Origin of the sequence: Breznakiella homolactica (assembly GCF_016616095.2) — a bacterium.
Classification (GTDB): Bacteria; Spirochaetota; Spirochaetia; order Treponematales; family Breznakiellaceae; genus Breznakiella; species Breznakiella homolactica.
On the sequence record NZ_CP067089.2, the window covers coordinates 1,648,621 to 1,669,622 of the forward strand.

Genomic DNA, 21,002 nt, shown 5'->3' on the forward strand with positions numbered 1-21,002 from the left:
GGTTCGATTCGCGGCCTCCCGGTGATGGGTATCTGCTGCTGTCTGTGAAGCCGGTACAATTCAGCATCACAGACGTACGGCTTTATTCCAGCTCAAAGACACCGGTGTACAGCTGGTAATAGGTTCCTTTTTTCGAAATCAATTCGTCATGGGAGCCCCGCTCGATAATCCGGCCCTGGTCCATGACCATGATGACATCGGAGTTCATCACCGTGGAAAGCCGGTGGGCAATGACAAACACGGTCCGGCCTTCCATGAGCCGGTCCATACCTTCCTGAACCAGCGCTTCGGTGCGGGTGTCGATAGATGATGTTGCCTCATCCAGAATCATCACCGGCGGGTCCGCCACCACAGCCCGGGCAATGGAGATGAGCTGGCGCTGTCCCTGGGACAGGCCGCTGCCGTCACCTTCCAGAACCGTGTCGTAACCATTGGGCAGCATCATGATGAAGTTGTGCGCGTTGGCAAGTTTGGCCGCTTCGATACACGCTTCGTCGGTGGCGTCCCGGTTCCCGTAGTGCAGGTTTTCCATGACCGTCCCGGTGAAAAGGTTCACATCCTGCAGCACAATACCCAGGGAGCTCCGCAGATCGGGCTTTTTGATTTTTTCGATGTTGATGCTGTCGTACCGGATCTTGCCGCCATCGATATCGTAGAAACGGTTGATCAAATTGGTGATGGTGGTTTTCCCCGCGCCGGTGGCGCCCACCAGGGCAATCTTCTGTCCCGGTTCGGCGGTCAGGGTTATATCGTGCAGAATCTGCTTTCCCGGGGAATAGCTGAAATCAACATGCTCGAACACTACCTGGCCGGAAAGTTTTGACAGGGTGATGGTGCCGTCGCCGTGGGGATGCTTCCATGCCCAGGTTCCGGTATGGCTGGCAGTTTCGCGCATGGTCCCCTTTTCATCCTCCGTGGTGTTTACTAATGTCACATAGCCTTCATCGGTTTCAGGCACTTCATCCATCAAACTGAATATGCGGGTAGCTCCGGCAAGGGCGGTGATAATCGAATTAAACTGGTTGGCCACCTGGGAGATGGGGCTGGTAAAGTTGCGGGAAAGGGTGAGGAATGAAGCGATGGTCCCCAGGGTGATACCATTCATCCCGAACAGGGTGAGGTTGCGGGCCTGCATAATCGCCATCCACGCGCCGATGATTGCCACCACCACATACTGCAGGTAGCCGATGGAGTTTGAAACCGGCATGAGGGCGTTGGCGTATCCGTTCGCGTTGGAGGACGCGTGTTCCCAATTCCGGTTCCTCTGGCGGAAATCCTTTTTCGCCAGCTCCTCATGGCAGAACACCTTGACGATTTTCTGCCCGTTGACCATTTCCTCCACATAGCCGTTAAGCACCCCCAGGGTGTCCTGCTGCTTCACAAAATAGAAACCGCTTTTGCCGGTGAGTTTTTTCGTAACCAATAACTGCACCGTCACCGCGGCCAGTACCACCAAGGTGAGGTAGATGCTCTGGTACAGCATGGCGCAGAACACCGCCACAATAGTACAGACCGAAGTCACCAGCTGGGCCAATGACTGGGCAATCATCTGGCGCAGGGTGTCGGTGTCATTGGTATAGCGGCTCATGATGTCCCCATGGGTGTGGGTATCAAAATACCGGATGGGCAGGTCCTGCATCTTGGCGAACATCTCATCCCGGATACGCTTGAGGGTCCCCTGGGCGATGGTGACCATAACCCGGTTGTACACCAGGGTTGCCAGGGTGCCAATCAGGTAGACCAGACCCATGAGGGCCAGCGCCTTTATGAGGCCGGTGAACACCGGGTTAGCGGTACCTAATAAGGGGACGATGTAATCGTCAATCAAGGACTGGAGAAAGAGGGATGAGGCCACGCTGGCCAGAGCGCTCAGCACGATGCAGACAGCTACGGTGATGAGTGCGGCCCGGTAGGCCTTAAGATACGAAAGCAAACGCTTTACTGTTTTGAGGTTAAACTGGTTATTGTTCATCTGTTTTGCTTCCTTTCTTCTGGGATTCAAAGACCTGCCGGTAAATCACGCTGGTCTTCATCAGTTCCTCCGAGGTGCCGACGGCTTCGATTTTTCCGTCATCCAGGACGATGATTTTATCCGCCTTTTCCACCGAAGCGACCCGCTGGGCAATGATGATCTTTGTGGTTTCGGGAATATATTTTTTGAACGCCTCCTGGATCCGTTTGTCGGTTTTGGTATCCACCGCGCTGGTGGAGTCGTCCAGAATGAGTATCTTTGGTTTTTTCAGGAGCGCCCGGGCAATACAGAGCCGCTGCTTCTGTCCGCCGGATACGTTGGCGCCGCCCTGTTCAATATGGGTATCGTAACCGCCGGGCATCGCCTGGATAAACTCACCCGCGCAGGCCAGCCGGCAGGCTTCTTCAATTTCCGCATCCGTGGCGTGCTCGTTTCCCCAGCGCAGGTTTTCCTTGATGGTCCCGGAAAAGAGGGTGTTCTTCTGGAGCACCATGGCCACTTCGTTCCGCAGGGTGTCCAGGTCATAGTTCCGCACATCAATGCCGCCGACACTGACCGAACCGGCGCTCACGTCGTAGAGCCGGGGAATGAGCTGTACAAAGGAAGTTTTGGATGAACCCGTGGCGCCGATGATGCCCACGGTTTCCCCGGAACCGATGGTAACCGAGGCACGGTCAATCACCTTCTTCTGCGCCTTTGAGGCGTACATAAAATCCACATTGTCGTAGCGGATGCCTCCGTCTGCAACCTGCATCACCGGATTCTCCGGGTTTTTGATATCCGTTTCCTCGTTGAGGATTTCCCCGATGCGCTCCGCCGAGGATGAGGCAATAGTCACCAGGGCAAAAATCATGGACAGCGCCATAAGGCTGTACAGTATCTGGAGTACATAGGAAAAGAGGGCGGTAAGCCCGCCCGTGGTGAGGCCCAGGGCCGCGCTGTTGCCGCTTGCGATGATGGCCTTCGCGCCGAACCAGGAAATGAGAATCATACAAACGTACATGCAGAACTGCATCAGGGGCGAATTGAAGGCAATCATCCGTTCCGCTTTGGCAAAATCCTTATAGATAGATTCCGATGTTCTGCCAAATTTCTTGATTTCATAATCCTGCCGGTTGAATGACTTTACCACCCGGACACCGTGGAGGTTTTCCTGAACGATGTTGTTCAGCTTGTCGTAGGTCCTGAACACCCCGTCGATGATGGGTTTTGCATAGCGGAGAATGAGAAATAGTCCCAGGGCCATGACGGGAACCGTGACCAGGAACATCAGCGATATTTCCCGGTTAATCCGGAAGGACACCACGATGCAGAAGATAATCAGCACCGGGGCTCTGACGGCGGTGCGGATTATCATCTGGTAGGCGTTTTGAATATTGGTGATGTCCGTGGTCAGCCGCGTGATGATGGAGGAGGTTGAAAACTTATCAATATTGGAAAATGAGAATGTCTGCACATTGTCATAGATGTCCTCCCGGAGGTTGGCGGAAAATCCCGCCGCCGCCCTGGCGCCGAACCGGGCGGCGCCCATTCCGGTGATAAGCTGCAAACATGCGAATATTGCCAATGCAGCCCCATACCGCAGCACCGCCGCCATGGAGCCATCCTCGACCCCGAAATCAATCAGGTTCGACATGCATAGGGGAATGGCGATGTCAAAAAACGCTTCCACCACAGATAAAACAACGGTAACCCATGTTGTCCTTTTATGCTCCCGTATGCTTTTTACCAGTGTTCGTATCATTATATCCTCCAATTATGTAACATGTTACATATTAGGTAAAAAAAATAAAGCCGGAAATTATCCTTTATATGAATCAATGTTTTCATATACGGTCAAAAGCAGCCTTCGGAGAGTCTCGGTTTCTTCCTTTGACAGGGCATGAACCAGCATCTGTTCTCCGAAGCGTATCTTCTTTTGTATCTCCCCGGTTATTTTTTTTGCCTTAGCCGTAAGGCCCACCATCTTATTCCGTTTGTCCTCCGGGTCGGCGTACGAGCAGACAAATCCTTTTTGTTCCAGACGGCTCACAATACCCGCCGCTGCCGGGTGGGAAACCCCGAGGAAGTTTTCAATCTCTTTCTGGGTCGCGTCTTCCCGGCGGTCATGCAGGTAATTGAGAACAGTGGACTGGGAAAAGGTCAGATCCTTTTCCTTCAAATCCGCGTCCCCGCCGGCCTTCATTTTATCGGTAATGATTTTTAATAAAGCACCTATATCCCGCTGATCCATACGTTGAAGTTACCATCCTTCGTTAATCTGTAACATATTACAGATTATATGACCACCACCGAATACTGTCAATACATTTATGGAATAAAGAGAATTTATTTGAAAAAACAACACCTCAGCAATAGGTTTAATTATCCCGGCCGCGGTCATTGGCAGTCCGGCGGCGTCCCGCACTATACTTATACCAGGAGGCTGCGGAATGGAAAAACGGGTCTTTTCAGGAGTCAGGGAACAGTGGTTTCCTCTGTATGAAAAGCTGAAAGCCGCCGTCACCGGCCTGACGGGTCCTTTTGAGGAACAGGAGGCATCCAGAACCATTCGCTGGAAACACCGTACCAGTTTTGCGGAGATCAGCGCCAAAAAAACAGCTTTGGTGGCGGCTTTTGCTTCGGACAAGCTCCGCCCGGAATGGAAAGCCTCAAAAACCCAGCAGACCTCCCGGAACAGAATTATACACTACGTTGAACTTACCGACAGCAGCCGTCTTCCGCTCATAGCCGGAGGCATACGGGAGGCTTATGAACTGACCATGGCCACCCCTCCGCGGAAACGGGAACCAGGAAAATCCTATTCCAGCGTGGATGAATATATCGCCGGTTTTCCTCGGAATGTTCAAGACATTCTCCGGGCAGTACGGAAGGCTATCCGACGGGCCGCTCCGGAAGCGGAAGAAAAAATCAGCTGGCAGATGCCCACTTATTATTTCCGGGAAAACCTGGTTCATTTCGCCGCGGCAAAAAACCATCTAAGCCTTTTTCCCACACCGGAGGCGGTGGAAGCCTTTGCCCCAAAGCTTAAGGGATATACCACCACCAAAGGCGGAATCAGGTTCCCGCTGGACAAGGATCCGCCGTACGGCCTTATCGAAGAAATCACCCGCTGGCGGTTGGACCAGGTTAAGAAAAAAGACACACAGCCGAAATCAAAACGTTTTTGATCCGGCCGGGGTTAGGATTTACTCAACCTTGAATTTCGATACCTCCGCCACCAGCATATCGATGCTTGTTTTATTCTGCCCGCTGATGGTGTTGACCTGGTTTACCGCGGAATTGATCTGCTCCGCACCGGAGGCCATCTCGTTTATTCCGTCGGTTATCTGCTGGGTTACCATCTCCAGGTTCTGGCTCTCCCGGATAACCTCGTTGCTCCCGGTGAGCATTTCTTCGGAACCGCCCTTTACCATCTGGGTAATATTGTTGAGCTGGCTGATGGCATCCAGGATCTGCTTGCTGCCGGCACCCTGTTCTTCCATGGCGTTCCGGATATTTTCCTCCTGATCGGATACGGTCCGCACTCCCGAGTCGATGGCTTCAAACTTGCTCAGCACCGCATCGGTGGACTTCGTGATTTTATCGATGGATTCCTTTATCTTCTTCAGTACCGCGGAAATAGTCTTGGACTGTTCCCCGGAGGATTCCGCCAGCTTCCGGATTTCGTCCGCCACCACTGCGAAGCCCTTCCCCGCGTCGCCGGCATGTGCGGCTTCGATGGCGGCGTTCATGGACAGGAGGTTCGTCTGGCTGGCTATATTCTCCATTACAGCGTTGATTTCGAGGAGGCCTTCGGATTCCCGGGCAATCTCCCGGATATCCGCCGAAACTTCCTGCAGACCCGTACGTCCCACCTCGGATGCGTCCGCGAGATTCTGTACATTGTCGGTATTCTTTACCAGGGTCTGGGTGACGGACTGGATATTGGCGAGCATTTCTTCCACCGCAGAAGATGACTCGGCCACGCTGGCGCTCTGGTTTTCGATATGGTTATTGAGCTTGTCAATGTTGACGGTTATCTGTTCCATGGTGGAATTGGTTTCGGTCACGCTGGCGGACTGGTTCACTGCTTGGGTTTTTATGCCCTGGATATTGGCGGTAATTTGATTGACCGCCGCCGCGGTTTCGGTCATGTTGGAGGACAGTTCCGCGGCGATATCAAAAAGGACACCGGACTGGTTCTTTATGGCGACAATCAGGCCTTTGATTTTATCTAGGGTTAAATTAAAGTAATGGGCCATGTCGCCGATTTCATCCTTGGAGGAAAGGCTGATCCGCTTTGTCAGATCCCCCTCGCCTTCTGAAATATCCTTGAGCATGGCCGCCACGCTGACAATAGGTTTAGTGATCCGCAGGGATACCAGGAAGATCACCGCCGCCACCAGGAGAATCGCCGCCAAGGCAAGTCCTATGGTAAATTGGCCCATACCGTAAATCGGATCCATGACCTTGTCCATGGGAATCCCCACCATGATAGCCCAGGGCGCGGTACTTTCACCCACGGTAAAGGGATAATACACAACATGCATATCCGTTTCGTAAATTTTTGAAAAGTAGGATACCTCTATCAGCGTGCCGGTCCTGATGGACGAAACCACACGGTCAAAATTGGAACCCAGCAGTTCCCGGTCGGTGTCCCGGATATTCTGTCCGGTCCTGTTATGGTCGTAGTGGGCCGCCATGGTACCGTTGTTGCTGATCACCGCCGCGACTCCGCTTTCATAGGGTTTAATTCCATCCACAATATCCTGTAGTGCGGTGATGTCGATGTTTACCCCTACCGCTCCCAGAACTGTGTTATTTTTCTTCACCGGGGCAATGACAGTCACCACCAGGGTCTGTTTTCCCTGCACCGTGCGGTATATGGGATCCAGAATACGCTCCCCCTGGGTCTGGTCCAGAACGGCCTGGTAATCCGTATAGGCCCGGAACTCCATGGCTCCGGTTTCACGGGTATACCAGGAAATATACTGCCCCGACCCGTCGGTTCCGGGGGTATTGGCGTACTGCGCGTCCATACCGTCCAATGCGTTGGGTTTCCATACGGTAAAGATCCCCACGTACCGCGGGTTTGATTCCATAATATCCCGGATCATATCATTGTACCGGCCCCTGCGTTCCGCGGGGGCCACGTTCTCAAAACTGTCCATAATCTGTGCCAGGAAACGGGCGCTGTCCAGATAGGATTCGTAACGCCGCTGGATGGTTCCGGCGTTTACCGCCGCGATATTGCGGGCATTCTCATAGGCAGCCGCTGACTGGAGCCCAGCGGACCGGAGCAGGATGATCATTGCGATAGCGGCGATAACCACCGCCATTATCGCCCCAACAATAAGACTCAGCCGGAATTTCAATTTCATGCAAATTCTCCTTTTCCTTGTATCATTGCGTTACAAAAAAACGCAACCGGCGGATTTGCGGATCCCGATGGATCCTGCCGCCGGTTTAGCGTATATAGTTTTCACCCATTCGGGGAAAAGGGCTGCTGTTTCTGTACCATTGTTTCCGGGACTTCGCGGGATATTTTTCCGGACCGCGGTTCATCCGCTGTCCTAATCCGGAAATAACGGTTTAAGTATTATGAGGTGTTCTTCCGATTTTTACAATAAAAATCTTTTTTATGGTATTATTTTACGGTTACTATCGTTCGGGTTACAGCCGGAGACCCGCCGGCAGAATTAGTTTTGAGGAAACCGGCGGAGGGTGTCCCATGTCTATGCATGAAATTGAATACTTTGTGGAAATCGGCGTCCGCGCTGTGGCCGGTTCCGGTCTTCCCGTCCAGGAAAAACGCAACCTCATTTATACCTTGTTCCGCCTCGAAGAATACGGCGACTGTTCCTTTACCAACGCCCGGACCATCAGGGAAATGGCCGAATGCCGGTATACCTTCCTCTTTGACAAGGAGGAAATGTGGGATTATGAAACCAACCGCGGGTTTTACGATACCGGCGGGCTGGAAAAAGATTCGTACGGCATAGGGGATCTTTACATCTACCATGATTACGATGACCGCTTTCCCGAAGGAGACAATAAAATCTGTGTGGATTCCGGCTCGCCTGCCTGGGAGGAAATCGTAAAGGCGGGAAAAATCACCGGACCGGATGCCCAGCCCGTGGAGCAGGTTAACAGCCTGGAGGCGCTGCGCATCGTCAAACTTCTGCTGACCTGGGCAGACTGGATGGATGAGTACGCCTATGAGGGATACATGATGGTCTTCTACATGAGTGACGCCGAACAGCTCATGCAGGAAAATCCCGACGACAGCCTGCTCATGGAGCTTCTCGGCCGCAGCCGGGAGGAGTTCGACGATGAGGCTGCGGACGATGATTTTTCGGACGCCGGCGAACGGTTCGAGCCAGTTCCGGAGGAATTTCTCCCCGCCCGGGTCTACCGCTTCGCGGATACCCTGATTCCGTTCTGCGCGGACCAGGAAACCTGGCCGGACCATTCCTGGGTTTTACGGGGATACAGATCCGCTCTGCCCTATCCCCTGCGATTCTGGGACAGGGAAATTCCCTGCGGGCTGCGGCTTATCCCGGAGGCCGCGCCGGTCCGGATCAACCCCTTTGCTTTTGACGAACAGCCGGTATCATGGATGATTCGGATGGACGATTTACTGGAGGAAATAACGGCGGCCTTTACCGTTATGCAGGGTATCATATACCGCGGCTTTCATGATGAAGACCCGCAGTCGCTGCGGAACTATTTGGATATCCATGGTTTCAAGGACATCCTTTCCAGGATGAGCAAAAACAGCGACACCGTTACCGATGCCGCCGCCGTGGAATTTGCCGGAGCGTTCCGGGACGCCGCGGTTATCTGGGAAAACGCAGTTCCGCAGAACGAACAGACCGCCCCTGATACGCCCTTTATTCAATTCCTGCTCTACTGGAAATCATTGATGCCTACCTACGGTCCCCTGGAAGAAGGCAGCGGCTTTGCGGAGGATACGGTCTCGGCCTATAACGGATCGCACCGGCGGCTGGCGAAAGTCCTGGAAATCCTCTGGGAGCGGTACAAACCGCTGACAGAACAAGCGGAACCGCTGGCGCGGGAAGGCGCCGCGGAGGCAAAACGCTGGAGCGATGAGTTCGCGGAAGCGGCAGATAAGGAGTCGGCGGAAAACAATGGCCGCAGACTGGAGCTCATGGTTTCATTATGGAAGAGCCCGTCGGTTCCCCTGGATGAAAGAATTGACATGATGATGCGGCTTTTGGGCTTCCTTACATCCGCCCGGAAAGAACTCGATTCCGCCGTCACCGAAGCAAAAAATTTCTACGGGAAAGTCCCCAATCTGGAGCCTTCCCTGGCCAAGGCGGGAGAGGCGCTGGAAACACTGCGGACCATTCCCAGGGAGAACTTTCTCGCAAAGGCCGGTGAATTCCGGCCCCGGGGTGTTCCCGAACCTGTCCGCGCGGAAATTACCGTCCGCCGGAAAGGGGAAACCCGCAGCGCCGCGGCGGTGGTGTACTTTTCCGACCCGGCCTGGGAAAAGCCCCTGGCAATTACGGGCGCCGGAGGCAGGATACATTCCGCGGAATTCGAAGAGCCGGTTAAGTAACCTGGCCGGATCAGGCTGCCTGCTTTCCGGAAATGGCACGGACTTAGTTCTTTTTCCCGAGATTATCCAGAATCTCCCGGTAGCGTTTTGTCGCCGGCTCACTGGGTTCGCCCTTGCGGCAGAAGGAAAGCCCCGCCAGCTTTGGTACCACCCGTTCCACCACAATCTGCCCGTCCGCCAGTTTATCTTCCAGCGCGGACAGGGCTTCCCGAAAACGCCGGTCCTTTCTGGCGCGCCTGTAAAACGAAAGCACATACACATAGAGGAAAAGGTTGTAATTCCTGAAGGGGTACTCCACCTGCATGAAGAGTGTCCCGATTCCGTAATGGCAGGGACCCAGGGGCAGACGGGTTTCCCAGTGGGACAGGAGGAAGTCCACCGCCCGGTCCAGGGAGGATTCCGTGCCATAGTACGGGGTATAGCGGAACACGTCCAGAGCGTTGAGGGTTGGCAGCGGATTGGAATGGTTTGTCTCCGGTCCGCGGCCAAAGAAAAACTTCTCACAGCGCCAGCCGCCGTCGGTGTACCGGGTTTCCAGAAGATGCCGTAAGGTTATTTCCATCCGGGGATCATCGGCGTAACCCAATCTGCAGAGGAGCGCCGCGGCGTGGATGGTCTGGCAGGGAAAGACCGCGCCCTTGGGGTAAACCCTGAACCGTCCGTCTTCCTGCCAGGCTTCCCAGAAAAGGTCCGCCACGGCTTTGAGCAGGGGATCTTCCGGATCCATGCCCAGTTCCAGCAGCATGAGAGCACTTTCCAGCGCGGAAAACGGAGCCCCCTTTATGAGGCGCTTGTCCGGGGTGGTCCAGAAGTCAGCCCCCTGGTCGTACCGGCGGGCGATTATCGCTTCGGCATCTGCGGAATAATGTTTGTCCACGGCCATTGGTTCCTCCTGCCCTGCCCCGCCGGAATATTACCCCACCCGGCGGGAGAAAACTCACGCCACAACGGTGTACTTTTCTTCCGGTCTCTGGGCTTCGATATTTTCAAGCATATTAAACAGAAGGAGCACCGTGTTGTCATTCCGTCCGTCCAGACCCGTGTTCCCGCCGGATAGAATATTCGTAAGAAAATACAGAGGCGGACAGCAGTAGTAATCATTCGGCGATACGATGTACACCCCGGCCTCGTCCGATGTCTCCCCGAGATGCATCCAGCGCCAGCCGTAAGCGCGGATAACCGATTCCGCCCAGGCACAGCCCAGGGTGATTCCCAGTTCCTGGGCTTCATCGGGATCACCGCTGCCCTGTTCGAGATAGTCGCCGGCGCGGCGGTAAATTTTCTCCACAATTTCTGCGGGGGTGTCCGTCCCGGCGGCACCCAGCAGGCTGAGAGCTTCCCGGTATTCCGAGCGGATTTCCTCCGCCAGATCCCCGGGCATTTCACTGATGTAGGTGAATCGTTCCATGGTTATTCCGTCTCTCCTTTTTTCCAGATAATAGTGCTTTCCATTTCCGAACCGTAAATATGGATCAGGATTTCCGCGCGTACTATGCCGCTGTCCCCATCCGCTTCTATGGTTCCCCTGGCATTGTCATCGGTATACCACATGCCAGTTATGTCCTCACAGCTTATATCGGTTAATGTTCCCTGCGTGGTTGTTCCGGTGGTTTTTACATCCGCGATCCTGAAGGTAAAATATTCGCTGCTTTCATCACCGGAATAATGGATTTTAATTTCGTAGTAGTTTCCGTCCCGCAGGGATACTCTCATATATTCGACCCCGGCCGTTTTGTCGGTTTTGCCGGCAGTATAAGCCATGGGTTTCATAAAACCAAGTTCCAGCATGGGGGCCTCCGTTTGAAGGGAAGAAAGGGAAACGCAGAGCAGCAGGAAAAAAATTACGGCCGTATGTTTTCGATTCACCCTTTATCCGCCTCTTTGTTTTAAATTTGTTTCCTCCACAAGTATATGGATTTAAGGCTTTTGTAAAGGGGCGGAAAGTCAGCCTATTATATAGGAGGTCATGGAAAGGGAACCCATAACCCGTTCGCTGTTGAATATCCGAACGGGGTCACCGGAGTCCGCGGCTCCCAGGGTATACAGCAGCGGGTCGTAATGGTCACGGGAGGAAAATGCTCGCCGGGCGGAGGGACCGGCGGCGTCATAATTGACGGCGGCGTCGTACCGTCCTTCTTCCACCGCCGCTCTGATATATCCGTCGAATTCATCCGCCCAGGGATAACCGCCGGACCGGTTCCAGTCGACCAGGGACAGGTTATGTACGATGTTGCCGCTGCCCAGAATCAGCACCCCTTCTTCCCTGAGGGGACTGAGTTTCTGTCCAGCCAGATAACTTTCCATAGGTGAATTGCCGGCGTTTACCGAGAGCTGACATACGGGTATATCCGCGCCGGGGTACATACAGTGGAGAACACTCCAGGCGCCGTGGTCCAGCCCCCTCCGGGAATCCGCCTCAGTGCCCGGCCCCATCAGGGAAACTGTCCTGCGGGCCAGATCCGGCGCGCCGGGTGCGGGGTACTGCACCGCGTAGAGCTCTTCGGGGAAGCCGTAAAAATCGTGGATGGTCTCCGGCGTTCCGGTTTCCGATACAGCGTCCCAGGGGCCGAACCAATGGGCGGAAACACAGAGAATCGCTTCGGGCTTTGGCAGGGCTTCCGCCATAGCCGCCCAGCCCCGGGTAAATTGGTTCTGTTCCACGATATTCATGGGTGAACCGTGGCCGGCAAACACTACGGGCATTCTTTTCATTGTACTTTCCTGTTTTTTAAATCTCCAGGAACAATTCTACAACACCGTTCCGGGGGCCGCAAGGCTTCCGCTGAAACGGTCTACTCCCGGTTTCCCGCGGCGTACTCTCCCGGGGCGATGTCCAGGACCTCCCGGGCCGGCTGGATTAAGGCCGATTCGTACCGGCAGGTCCACTGCACGGCAGGATCAATGCCATCCACGGTGTGGCCCGATTCAATGGGCGCGTCGTATTCGAACTGGTAATAGGCTACATTATAGGCGTGACTGACCACCGCGTTGGGATCCAGTCCGCGGAAATGGTATTGTACGTCCGGCAGCCCGAAGGCGTAGAGCCCCAGGGTATCCACCACTTTGTCCTCGGTCCCCTGGATATTAAAAAACCGGGCGTTAACCGCCCCGCGGAGGAAGCGCCGCCATCCCGTATCGGTATTATCCCGCAGCTGTCCGGCGGCAAGTAGTTTTCCAGAGGGCTGAAAAAAACTGCCGCGCAGGATGGGTAGAGTCCGAGGACAATATCCAGCCAATCCCCAAGGATAACCGCCCGATCTACGGGTCTGAGTCCCGCGGCCATCATATCAGAGACCATAACCTGATACGGACAGGAATCCAGAAGTTCAGTTCCATCGGGAACATCCCAGAACTGGGTGCGGGCAAGACTGTCCCCCAGGGGCCGCTTTACCGGCTCGCAGCCGGTGAGCATAACCATGGACGGCGCCGGTCCCTGCTGGTACGTCACGGTGTGTTCCTTTAGGGCAAATGACCGGAGTCCCGTATCCCGGGAGACCGGGTCCGCCGCGCCGAGCCGTTCCGAAAGTTTCTCCAGGATAGTTTCCGTATCCGGGTCCCCGGCGGGTTCCTTAAAAAGGAGGTTCACCATGTAGACGCCGGAAAACCGGGCTTCTTCGCTTAAATCCTGTTTGAGTATCCGCTGCTCTTCCGGCTGTTCTTTTGTATCCATAGTTCTATCCTCCGTGACCGTGTATTTCTTCAGCTTAGCACAAAATCAAAACTGCATCCTGCAAATAGGTGGAAAGAAACCATTGTTTTTACGTAAATAAAAAGATAGTTTATATATATGGGAGAAATAGAAAAAAAACATAAAAAACAGAAAAGAGCTGTTTACGTCTGCCTAGCCGTGATTGTTCTTTTTTTCTTTTCCGCATGTAAAAGTCATCTTAGTAATGACACTGGTGTTTACCATTATCCTGTTTTGCCGTTGGATGAAAGTTTTACTAAAAAACACGTTTTTTTAATCGGATTAGACGGATGGGGAAGTTACAGTTTTGAGAAATCGGACATACCGGTGATCAGAAGCAGTATGGCGGCAGGTTCTTATACGCTTGATGCGCTGGATGTCATGCCGTCCATCACTGTCCCCAATTGGGCATCCATGTTTATGGGAGCCACTCCGGATATCCATGGTTACAAAACTAATCCCCCAACAAATAATGATCCTCCATACGCTGAATCATCTGTCATTGACAAATATGGATTGTTTCCGTCAATCTTTACACTTCTGAAGGAAGAACGTCCCAACTGTACGGTCGCCTATTTTTATGAAAAACCTAAACTTGGTTACCTGTGTCCTGACAATGTACTAGATAAAAAAGAACATATACCGGATCTTTCCGGCGGGGCTTCCGCTCTATTACGTATAACTTCATATATTGAAGCGGAAAAACCTAATTTTACCGCCATCGTCTTTCTCGAACCGGACGGTATTGGACATAGTGTGGGCCATGATACAAATGAATATTACAATCAGCTGAAAAAATTGGATGAATATGTTGCACAAATCATACAGTCAATTCAAAACGCAGGAATATGGAACAATACCATATTGATTTTCTCATCTGACCACGGTGGGATTGGTACAAGCCATGGCAACGATACCGCTGCCGAAAGGAAAATACCAGTGATTATTGCGGGGAAAAATATCCGGCCAGCTTATACAATACCCGGACCTGTGATGGTTTACGATATAGCACCCACTATAGCTCATATTTTCGAACTCGAGATTCCTTTGTTCTGGCAGGGCTCTGTCCTGGATGTGTTTACAGAATAATATCTCATCGGAACTTTCCGTTCAGCAACATACCCTCCAAAAAAACCGGCGGCAAAGCGACAGCCGCCAGTTTCCGGCATGTGCGTTCAGTGGTTATCCTCCGGCGCCCGGTCCGCGCTGTCCATAATCAGGCCAGGTTCTTTATGGGATTGGCCTTCAGGAAGGATTTGTTCTCGGTGAGCAGATCCAGGGCCACGGCGTAGGGTTCCTGATGGACCCCCATGGCAAGCCCCCGTCCCAGAAGAACCGAAACAATGTACTCTTCCCAGGTTTTGAAATTTTCCTTGATCTTCACCGCAGCCTTGGCCATCCATTCCCAGGCTTCCTCCTCGGTGATGTATCCGATGTTGACGAAGAGCCGGGCCAGGTAACCGATACGTTCCAGGTCCCAGGCGTAGAGGGTGGTACAGTTTTCCACCAGTTCCTCCGGCAGCTCCAGGATTTCCGTGATGCCGGAAACACTGGCTTCGTAATCCTCCACATCATCCGCGTCCAGACCCTTGGTATCCCCGGCCTTGAGCTTGGCGAAGGTTTTGGCGAAGTGTTTGGCGTGCCGGCCTCCCAGGAGGGATTCCAGCATTTCCAGCCCTTCATCCCTGCTGTCGATCCCCCAGCCGTTGGACAGGATAGCATCGGTATCGTCTTCATCCATGATAAGATGCAGCGTCTCGTAGGGTTCCCCCTGGGTACCGATGAGGAGAGCCCCGATGGGCATGTACTTTTTATACTCGTCGGGTACGGGATTCTCCGCTATAAAAGCGTTGAAGGCTTCCTCGTCGAATTCATCATCATCGTCTTCTTCGTCGTCGTCATCACCGGCCTGCATCATCTGGCTCATCATATCTCCCAGATTCGGCATACCCTGCATCCCCGCCATGTTCTGCATCATGGCCGCCTGCATCTGCATTTGCTGCCGCATCATTTCAATGCTCTGTTCGGCCTGGCGGGTATAATCGTCGATAAGTTCCTGCCGGTCTTCTTCAGTCACTTCCTGGCCCATTTCCTTGGCCATTTTTTTCTGCTGATCCAGGGCTTCCTTCAGGGCCTGGTCCATTGTTTTTTTGTACTGCTCGATATTGGCGTTAATCAGTTTTTCCATATCGTCCATTTTTCCATCCTCCTGCGGTATTTGTGAATTGTGTTTATTCTCACACCTTGGTTAAAAGAAAATTTACCAGGGGTTCATTATCCTGTTCCGTGGCGAAAGCCAGGGCGCTCTTGCCGTCGTTGTTCACCGTGTCGGGCTTGGGGTCGCCGAATTCAAAAAGCATTTCCGACATGGTCTTGGCCATGGTCTTGTTCCGGTTCTGCGCGGCGTATATGAGGGGTGTGTTTCCTTCCTTGTCCCGGGCAGCCACATCGGCTCCGGCTTCCAGAAGGGAAATCTGAATGTCCTCCATGTAACCGCTTCCGCCCTGACACACCCACATCAGCGGGGTCTGGCCGGCGTTGTTGGGTATGTTCGGATCCGCCTTATACCGCAGCAGCTCCCTGATGAAGGTTCCCTCCAGGGTATTGCTGTTATAGCCTGTGGCCCGGTCCACCCGCCGGCAGACAGTGTTAAGCAGGGTGTTGCCCCCGTCGTCGGCTTCGCCGTTCACCGTCAGGCCTTTATCCGTCATAGCTTTCATTATGGTTTCAATGACTTTGTTTTGGAAGGTCGTATGATTCACGCCCACACCCACGGAGAAGCAGTACATCAGGGGGATTTTTCCCTCACTGTCTTTGAGGACTGGATTCGCCCCATGATCCAGGAGCAGACCGATGAGCCGGGTATCCAGGAGAACGCAGGCAAGGGACAGGGGTACTTTGCCCATGAGGGGAATGCTGACGTGCCGCAATTCTTCACCGTAAAATTCATTGGGATCCGCTCCCAGTTTCAGCAGGGCCTCCACGGCTTCATGGTCCCTTTTTTCGACCGCCTGCATGAGATTCATACCCTTGGCGAGCATTTCCAGCCGGGTGTTTTCATCGTTCTCCGCCCCTTCGGTGTATGTACCGGCCAGCAGAGCGGGGACCCGGATATCCCTGCATTCAAAGGCGATTTCCTTGGGAGTTGTCCCGTAATTATTTTTCTGATCAGGATCGAGCCCGGCGTCCAGGAGCAGCTGAATGGTTTTAAAATACCGCTCCACCTCCTCCCAGTCCCGGTCGTACTGTTCCTGGGCGGATTTTTGCCGGTCCGCCAGCATACGGTCATTGAATTCGTTGCCGTCGCTTTCCTTGGCCATGGCCTCGTCGTATCTCGGTTTTGTGTATTTATAGAAAGATTCCGCCGAACGGACCGCCCGGTCGCAGGCTATGTGGAGCGGGCTTTCGCCGTTTTTGCCGGGAAAGTCCATTTTTTTTCCCGCTTCCTTAATGGCTTCCAGCATTTTGTATTTACCCCGCTCGGCGGCGATATAGGTTGGCGTGACCCCGTCCACATCCTTGCGGAGAACGCTGGTACCGGCATTCAGAAGCAGCTCAGCGGCTTTCTTTTCATCCGCCCAGTAGGCGTAATCACTGGTGTTTTTATAAGCCATACGGTGGAGCGCGTTATAGTTGTATTCACTCTGGTAAGCCGCGTCCGCGCCCGCGGCCAGGAGGGCCTCGATGCCCGCGGCGTCGGCGTGTTCGGCGGCGTAAATCAGCACCGGATAGCTCAAATATTGAAAATTGGGATCCTCCAGCTTTCCGTACAGCGCCGCAGTGCCTTCGGCGGTACTGTTCCTGTCCCGGTAGGAGCTGGAAATTTCGTTCATGATATCGTTGTCCATGGTCTTTGCCCTCACTTCTATTATTGAAGGTATCACGGGAAGAGACCAAATTCAATGAAAGTTTTTTTCATCCGGTTATTTTGAAAGGAATATGATTCCGGGCCCTTCCAGGAGGGGTATTGTTCCCCGTATTCCTACAGCGCTGAACCGCCGGCGAAAAGCCTCTGGTTCCCCGGCTTCCGTTTCCGCCGGTTTTTCTCGCCCCAGTCGCAGAGGGCGTCTAGAATGGGGATCAGGGATTTTCCCCGGCTGGTAAGGCTGTATTCCACCTTGGGCGGAATCTGGGGATACTCCTTCCGGTGAACCAGCCCGTCGGCTTCCAGTTCCTTGAGGGTGAGGCTGAGAGTCTTGTGGGAAACGGTCTTGAGAAAGCGCTTCATTTCATTGTACCGCACCACACCAAAGGCCGAGAGGCCGTACAGGACAGCCATCTTGTATTTCCCGCTGATCAGGGACAGAGTATAGCTGAAGCCGCTCTCCTCGAGGTTTGCCTCGGAAATATATTCCGCGCCCATAGTTTAACTCTCCTTTTGGTTAGTACCGCACCAAAATGTGCGTACTTGCGATTCATCCCATGTATGGTAAAATTATCCCATAGGCAGCCGGCTATGTCCAGAAAAAACACCGGATGCCTGCGGCTAAGAATAGAACAAAGGAGAACCCATGAGCAGGAAAATCATCGTACTCAACGGAAGCCCGCGGCCCAAAGGCAACACCGCTGCCCTCATCGAGGCTTTTACGAAAGGAGCGGAGGAAGCGGGTCATACCGTGACGGCCTTCTTCCTGGATAAGATGAACATCGGCGGCTGCAAAGGCTGCTACGGCGGAGGCAAGGATCCGGAAAGTCCCTGTGTGCAGAAGGACGGCATGGATACGATCTACCCGGTTTTGCGGGAAGCGGATATCGTGGTCTTGGCCTCACCGCTGTATTACTGGACCATCAGCGGACAGCTCAAAACCGCCATTGACCGGATTTTCGCCGTAGCTGAAAGCTACCCCGAATACCATATCCCGGCAAAAGACTGTGTTTTGCTTATGGCCGCGGAAAGCGACGAATACGAAGAAGCTCTCCATTATTACCGGGGCCTCATGAAACATCTTGGATGGAATTCCGCCGGCGAGGTCCTGGCGCAGGGGGTCGTTTCTGTGGGAGATATCACCGGCAAACCGGTCCTTGAAGACGCCCGGAAACTAGGGGCATCGATCCGTTAGAAGCCTGTAATGATCCGCCGCCGGGTTCCGCCGGCGGATCATAACCGGAGGGTTTTCGCGTCTTCGCTCATCCAGACCGGCTTCCGTCCCAGAGGACGGGGCATGCGCTTCGCCTGCGCCAGAAGCGCCGGGAGAATTTCCTCAAACACGGTTTTGCGGAAGTACTTCTCAAAAAGGTACCCCTTATCCCCTTCGCTCAAAGCGATCCGGCCCAGGCGTTCCCCCGGGAACAGCCGGTACAGCGGACTGGTACCGCTGATTCCCAGAACCAGAGTCAGGAGCACATCCCCTTCATCGCTGCAGGCGGTTATTTCCGCCTCCAGGTCCTCCTCGTAGAAACAGGTCTCCAGATACACTTCGTCCCGCAAAGCATTCAGCATGATCTGCCGTTTTGCCGTGGTAGTCATCATTTTTCACCGTCCAGGATAATGCCGGTTCTATTTTTCCCTGTCCAGGGCCTGGGTAATCCATTCCGGCTTCCGCAGGGCCGTGTATTCCAGGAGAGCCGCCATAATGCCGGTATACCCCCGGCCGAGACTCTTCCAGACTTCCAGAGCATCCGGGGAAACCCGGACCGAAACCACGTTTTTTTCCTGCCGCCGGGCGAGCTCCCGGATCCTGGCCAGTTCTTTTTTATAGCTATCGGCGCTGTCCGGCATATCAGCCCTCCCGGTTCGGTTAAATCCGCAGCAATAGAATCGGATAATGTAGTTATTTTTTACTACATATTGTAATTATATTTTACTTCAATTTTTTTATCAATCCCGGCGGCACGGGCTGTAAAGAAAGTTCTTTTTTCATGTCCGCGAGGCTTACCTTGGAGAGGGATTTCCTCAAAGCCGCGATTCCCTCCTCCAGGTGTGACAGGAGCAGTCCGCGGATATTGCTGCCAACGGGACAGCGGGCGGAAGTATTAGGATGAATTTTAAACATTTCCTCTGTTTCATCGCTTTCCACCGCGGTATAAATATCCCAGAGTGAAATTTCTTTTGCCGGCCGTGCCAGAGAAGTTCCGCCCATCCCGGTGCGCACCGAAAGGAGCCCCGCCCTTTTGAGTTTCGGGAAAATATTCCGCACGATCACCGGGTTGCATCCGGCGCTGGCGGCAACCATATCACTGGTGATTCTGATATCCTTAAAATAGGCCACCATAAGAAGGATATGGACGGCAATAGGAAACTGGGTACTCACCCGCATAGGATCTCACCTTCACAATAACAATAATTTTTTGGTACAAATTGTTTGTAACAATTGACATTACAAATGTATCATATTATCATTGTAATATCAACTATTACAAATAGGAGTATACAATGGATCTGCAGGAAGCTATGCGAACGCGCCATTCCGTCCGGGCCTATACGGACAGAAAGATAGAGGGTGAAACCCTGGAAGAACTCCGCCGGACCGTGGAGGAATGCAACCGCGACAGCGGACTGCACATTCAGCTCTGCACCGATGAGCCCGAAGCCTTCTCGGGGATGATGGCCAGGTACGGGAAATTCCGGAACGTCCGGAATTATATCGCCCTGGTAGGAAAAAAGGATGAAACCTTTGAAGAGCGCTGCGGGTATTACGGGGAAAAACTCGTTCTTAAAGCCGCGCAGCTGGGGTTAAATACCTGCTGGGTGGCCTTGACCTTCAGCAAAGGGAAAACCGCCGCCGCCGTAGGGCCGGGAGAAAAACTGCTGATGGTGATAACCATCGGCTACGGTGAAAACGCCGGGGTACCCCACAAGACGAAATCCCCGGAAGAACTGAGTTCCGCCAACGGAGACGCGCCGGAGTGGTTCCGCCGGGGTGTGGAAGCAGCCCAGCTGGCGCCCACAGCCATGAACCAGCAGAAGTTCCGGTTTACCCTGCGGGGTGATATCGTGGCGGCCAGTCCCGGTTCCGGTTTTTATACCAAGACGGACCTGGGGATCGCCAAGTACCACTTTGAGGCCGGGGCCGGCAGCGAAGGCTGGCGCTGGGCGTAGACGGCTAGCGTTTTACCGGCCGGAGGGTTCCTGAGATCTTCAGGATATTCTGTTCAAGAGTCACCTGGAGGGTGCCGTCCCAGTTGAACATAGCCTGGGGATCGCCGGAATCACTTACGATAATTCCCGTCCGGGCGCTGATTCCCGGGGTTATTTCCTTTCCGCCGGGGATACCGGGATCCCAGATTTTTTTCCAGTCCGCGGCGGCGGCTGTCCCGTCGGAGGAAAATTCCCGGGAAAGCACCTGGGGGCCCGCTCCCTGGATATAGCCGATTGTCCGCATGGAAAAACCGCCCCGGGGAAAGCCGAGTTTTCCGTTTTTATCCGTGGTTATTTTATACGCCGTTCCCCGGTGTACGTACTGGATAGTAATGGTCCCGTCGGAAGCTTTTTCCGCGGTAAGGTTGTCGTCGGTCCGCATGGCCGGCGGGGCTACGGCGAACAGCAGCACTCCCCTGAGGCCGCCGGAAAAAACCGGCCGGCCGTACATGTCCATCAGATAGGGAGAAAAGAAAGCCGTCGACCGGGATTTTGACGCGCCGGAAACACTGTCAAAGGTATCCGCCTCCACCCCGGCGTAGCGGACCGGCCCCTGGAAGGTCAGGTAGTTCGCGGAATCGGTCCGGGCTGTGTTAAACCGGTAATCGATCTTCAGTTCCTGGGCGGCGGCAAAGCCGCCGGCAAAAATAATCAGTACAGCAATAACAGAAATTTTCCGTATCATATTCAGCTCCTT

General features: G+C 53.7%; 22 protein-coding genes. 5 read left to right on the forward strand and 17 right to left on the reverse strand.

Annotated elements, in window-relative coordinates; translation table 11 throughout:
- Positions 1–82: 82 nt before the first annotated feature.
- Genes JFL75_RS07595 through JFL75_RS07605 form a run of 3 tightly spaced genes read right to left on the reverse strand, consistent with a single transcriptional unit; the run spans position 83 to position 4,205 of the window.
- A complete protein-coding gene (locus JFL75_RS07595) occupies positions 83–1,972 on the reverse strand; it encodes an ABC transporter ATP-binding protein (RefSeq protein ID WP_215626078.1) in 1,890 nt (629 codons plus the stop codon).
- Positions 1,962–3,716, reverse strand: a complete 1,755-nt coding sequence (locus JFL75_RS07600; RefSeq protein WP_215626079.1) for an ABC transporter ATP-binding protein — start codon at positions 3,714–3,716, stop codon at positions 1,962–1,964. Before JFL75_RS07600 ends, JFL75_RS07595 begins: the two co-directional genes overlap by 11 nt.
- A gap of 57 nt (positions 3,717–3,773) precedes the next feature.
- Positions 3,774–4,205: a MarR family winged helix-turn-helix transcriptional regulator gene (locus JFL75_RS07605; RefSeq protein ID WP_215626080.1), complete on the reverse strand. Its 432-nt coding sequence runs from the start codon at positions 4,203–4,205 to the stop codon at positions 3,774–3,776.
- A 199-nt stretch (positions 4,206–4,404) separates the two neighbouring features.
- On the opposite strand from JFL75_RS07605, the gene JFL75_RS07610 reads away from it, so the two are divergent.
- Positions 4,405–5,142 (forward strand): DUF5655 domain-containing protein, encoded by a 738-nt coding sequence (locus JFL75_RS07610; protein ID WP_215626081.1) that lies wholly within the window; start codon positions 4,405–4,407, stop codon positions 5,140–5,142.
- An 18-nt stretch (positions 5,143–5,160) separates the two neighbouring features.
- Here JFL75_RS07610 and JFL75_RS07615 read toward each other — a convergent pair whose 3' ends face one another.
- Complete coding sequence (locus JFL75_RS07615; protein WP_215626082.1) at positions 5,161–7,335, reverse strand: methyl-accepting chemotaxis protein; 2,175 nt, start codon at positions 7,333–7,335, stop codon at positions 5,161–5,163.
- Positions 7,336–7,685: 350 nt separating this feature from the next.
- Here JFL75_RS07615 and JFL75_RS07620 point away from each other — a divergent pair, with 350 nt between their 5' ends.
- Positions 7,686–9,539: a hypothetical protein gene (locus tag JFL75_RS07620; RefSeq protein WP_215626083.1), complete on the forward strand. Its 1,854-nt coding sequence runs from the start codon at positions 7,686–7,688 to the stop codon at positions 9,537–9,539.
- Between the two features lie 43 nt (positions 9,540–9,582).
- Here the strand turns inward: JFL75_RS07620 and JFL75_RS07625 are convergent, their stop codons facing one another.
- The 6 genes from JFL75_RS07625 to JFL75_RS07650 form a co-directional block, all read right to left on the reverse strand.
- Positions 9,583–10,422 carry a prenyltransferase/squalene oxidase repeat-containing protein gene (locus tag JFL75_RS07625; protein ID WP_215626084.1) on the reverse strand — a complete coding sequence of 280 codons (840 nt, stop codon included), beginning with the start codon at positions 10,420–10,422 and terminating at the stop codon, positions 9,583–9,585.
- A 54-nt stretch (positions 10,423–10,476) separates the two neighbouring features.
- Entirely contained in the window at positions 10,477–10,947 is a 471-nt protein-coding gene (locus tag JFL75_RS07630; protein WP_215626085.1) for a hypothetical protein, read from the reverse strand.
- Positions 10,948–10,949: 2 nt separating this feature from the next.
- Positions 10,950–11,327, reverse strand: coding sequence for a hypothetical protein (locus JFL75_RS07635; protein WP_215626086.1), 378 nt, complete (start codon positions 11,325–11,327; stop codon positions 10,950–10,952).
- A 156-nt stretch (positions 11,328–11,483) separates the two neighbouring features.
- Positions 11,484–12,251, reverse strand: coding sequence for a 4,5-DOPA-extradiol-dioxygenase (gene ygiD / locus JFL75_RS07640; protein ID WP_215626087.1), 768 nt, complete (start codon positions 12,249–12,251; stop codon positions 11,484–11,486).
- Between the two features lie 80 nt (positions 12,252–12,331).
- Positions 12,332–12,601 carry a DUF4261 domain-containing protein gene (locus tag JFL75_RS07645; RefSeq protein ID WP_349629694.1) on the reverse strand — a complete coding sequence of 90 codons (270 nt, stop codon included), beginning with the start codon at positions 12,599–12,601 and terminating at the stop codon, positions 12,332–12,334.
- Positions 12,499–13,209 (reverse strand): hypothetical protein, encoded by a 711-nt coding sequence (locus tag JFL75_RS07650; RefSeq protein ID WP_215626089.1) that lies wholly within the window; start codon positions 13,207–13,209, stop codon positions 12,499–12,501. The genes JFL75_RS07645 and JFL75_RS07650 overlap by 103 nt, the downstream gene beginning before the upstream one ends.
- Before the next feature lie 117 nt (positions 13,210–13,326).
- On the opposite strand from JFL75_RS07650, the gene JFL75_RS07655 reads away from it, so the two are divergent.
- Positions 13,327–14,316, forward strand: coding sequence for an alkaline phosphatase family protein (locus tag JFL75_RS07655; protein ID WP_215626090.1), 990 nt, complete (start codon positions 13,327–13,329; stop codon positions 14,314–14,316).
- Positions 14,317–14,443: 127 nt separating this feature from the next.
- Here the strand turns inward: JFL75_RS07655 and JFL75_RS07660 are convergent, their stop codons facing one another.
- The 3 genes from JFL75_RS07660 to JFL75_RS07670 form a co-directional block, all read right to left on the reverse strand.
- Positions 14,444–15,424, reverse strand: a complete 981-nt coding sequence (locus tag JFL75_RS07660) for a DUF1266 domain-containing protein (protein ID WP_215626091.1) — start codon at positions 15,422–15,424, stop codon at positions 14,444–14,446.
- A 40-nt stretch (positions 15,425–15,464) separates the two neighbouring features.
- Complete coding sequence (locus JFL75_RS07665; RefSeq protein ID WP_215626092.1) at positions 15,465–17,075, reverse strand: ankyrin repeat domain-containing protein; 1,611 nt, start codon at positions 17,073–17,075, stop codon at positions 15,465–15,467.
- A 134-nt stretch (positions 17,076–17,209) separates the two neighbouring features.
- Positions 17,210–17,590 carry a winged helix-turn-helix transcriptional regulator gene (locus JFL75_RS07670; protein WP_215626093.1) on the reverse strand — a complete coding sequence of 127 codons (381 nt, stop codon included), beginning with the start codon at positions 17,588–17,590 and terminating at the stop codon, positions 17,210–17,212.
- A gap of 148 nt (positions 17,591–17,738) precedes the next feature.
- Here JFL75_RS07670 and JFL75_RS07675 point away from each other — a divergent pair, with 148 nt between their 5' ends.
- Positions 17,739–18,287, forward strand: a complete 549-nt coding sequence (locus JFL75_RS07675) for a flavodoxin family protein (protein ID WP_215626094.1) — start codon at positions 17,739–17,741, stop codon at positions 18,285–18,287.
- Positions 18,288–18,325: 38 nt separating this feature from the next.
- On the opposite strand, the gene JFL75_RS07680 is transcribed toward JFL75_RS07675, so the two are convergent.
- The 3 genes from JFL75_RS07680 to JFL75_RS07690 form a co-directional block, all read right to left on the reverse strand.
- Entirely contained in the window at positions 18,326–18,697 is a 372-nt protein-coding gene (locus tag JFL75_RS07680; protein WP_215626095.1) for a hypothetical protein, read from the reverse strand.
- Positions 18,698–18,724: 27 nt separating this feature from the next.
- Positions 18,725–18,946, reverse strand: a complete 222-nt coding sequence (locus JFL75_RS07685; RefSeq protein ID WP_215626096.1) for a BrnA antitoxin family protein — start codon at positions 18,944–18,946, stop codon at positions 18,725–18,727.
- 82 nt (positions 18,947–19,028) lie between these two features.
- The gene (locus JFL75_RS07690) at positions 19,029–19,484 is read right to left on the reverse strand and encodes an Rrf2 family transcriptional regulator (protein WP_215626097.1); all 456 of its coding nucleotides are present in this window, start codon (positions 19,482–19,484) and stop codon (positions 19,029–19,031) included.
- Positions 19,485–19,600: 116 nt separating this feature from the next.
- Here JFL75_RS07690 and JFL75_RS07695 point away from each other — a divergent pair, with 116 nt between their 5' ends.
- Positions 19,601–20,266 carry a nitroreductase family protein gene (locus JFL75_RS07695; protein WP_215626098.1) on the forward strand — a complete coding sequence of 222 codons (666 nt, stop codon included), beginning with the start codon at positions 19,601–19,603 and terminating at the stop codon, positions 20,264–20,266.
- Between the two features lie 4 nt (positions 20,267–20,270).
- Here JFL75_RS07695 and JFL75_RS07700 read toward each other — a convergent pair whose 3' ends face one another.
- Positions 20,271–20,990 carry a hypothetical protein gene (locus JFL75_RS07700; RefSeq protein ID WP_215626099.1) on the reverse strand — a complete coding sequence of 240 codons (720 nt, stop codon included), beginning with the start codon at positions 20,988–20,990 and terminating at the stop codon, positions 20,271–20,273.
- Between the last annotated feature and the right edge of the window lie 12 nt (positions 20,991–21,002).

Coding starts and splice junctions, on each gene's coding strand:
- JFL75_RS07595 (WP_215626078.1), bottom strand. CDS start 1,972: ATGAACAATAACCAGTTTAACCTCAAAACAGTAAAGCGTTTGCTTTCG.
- JFL75_RS07600 (WP_215626079.1), bottom strand. CDS start 3,716: ATGATACGAACACTGGTAAAAAGCATACGGGAGCATAAAAGGACAACA.
- JFL75_RS07605 (WP_215626080.1), bottom strand. CDS start 4,205: ATGGATCAGCGGGATATAGGTGCTTTATTAAAAATCATTACCGATAAA.
- JFL75_RS07610 (WP_215626081.1), top strand. CDS start 4,405: ATGGAAAAACGGGTCTTTTCAGGAGTCAGGGAACAGTGGTTTCCTCTG.
- JFL75_RS07615 (WP_215626082.1), bottom strand. CDS start 7,335: ATGAAATTGAAATTCCGGCTGAGTCTTATTGTTGGGGCGATAATGGCG.
- JFL75_RS07620 (WP_215626083.1), top strand. CDS start 7,686: ATGTCTATGCATGAAATTGAATACTTTGTGGAAATCGGCGTCCGCGCT.
- JFL75_RS07625 (WP_215626084.1), bottom strand. CDS start 10,422: ATGGCCGTGGACAAACATTATTCCGCAGATGCCGAAGCGATAATCGCC.
- JFL75_RS07630 (WP_215626085.1), bottom strand. CDS start 10,947: ATGGAACGATTCACCTACATCAGTGAAATGCCCGGGGATCTGGCGGAG.
- JFL75_RS07635 (WP_215626086.1), bottom strand. CDS start 11,327: ATGCTGGAACTTGGTTTTATGAAACCCATGGCTTATACTGCCGGCAAA.
- ygiD (WP_215626087.1), bottom strand. CDS start 12,251: ATGAAAAGAATGCCCGTAGTGTTTGCCGGCCACGGTTCACCCATGAAT.
- JFL75_RS07650 (WP_215626089.1), bottom strand. CDS start 13,209: ATGGATACAAAAGAACAGCCGGAAGAGCAGCGGATACTCAAACAGGAT.
- JFL75_RS07655 (WP_215626090.1), top strand. CDS start 13,327: ATGGGAGAAATAGAAAAAAAACATAAAAAACAGAAAAGAGCTGTTTAC.
- JFL75_RS07660 (WP_215626091.1), bottom strand. CDS start 15,424: ATGGACGATATGGAAAAACTGATTAACGCCAATATCGAGCAGTACAAA.
- JFL75_RS07665 (WP_215626092.1), bottom strand. CDS start 17,075: ATGGACAACGATATCATGAACGAAATTTCCAGCTCCTACCGGGACAGG.
- JFL75_RS07670 (WP_215626093.1), bottom strand. CDS start 17,590: ATGGGCGCGGAATATATTTCCGAGGCAAACCTCGAGGAGAGCGGCTTC.
- JFL75_RS07675 (WP_215626094.1), top strand. CDS start 17,739: ATGAGCAGGAAAATCATCGTACTCAACGGAAGCCCGCGGCCCAAAGGC.
- JFL75_RS07680 (WP_215626095.1), bottom strand. CDS start 18,697: ATGATGACTACCACGGCAAAACGGCAGATCATGCTGAATGCTTTGCGG.
- JFL75_RS07685 (WP_215626096.1), bottom strand. CDS start 18,946: ATGCCGGACAGCGCCGATAGCTATAAAAAAGAACTGGCCAGGATCCGG.
- JFL75_RS07690 (WP_215626097.1), bottom strand. CDS start 19,484: ATGCGGGTGAGTACCCAGTTTCCTATTGCCGTCCATATCCTTCTTATG.
- JFL75_RS07695 (WP_215626098.1), top strand. CDS start 19,601: ATGGATCTGCAGGAAGCTATGCGAACGCGCCATTCCGTCCGGGCCTAT.
- JFL75_RS07700 (WP_215626099.1), bottom strand. CDS start 20,990: ATGATACGGAAAATTTCTGTTATTGCTGTACTGATTATTTTTGCCGGC.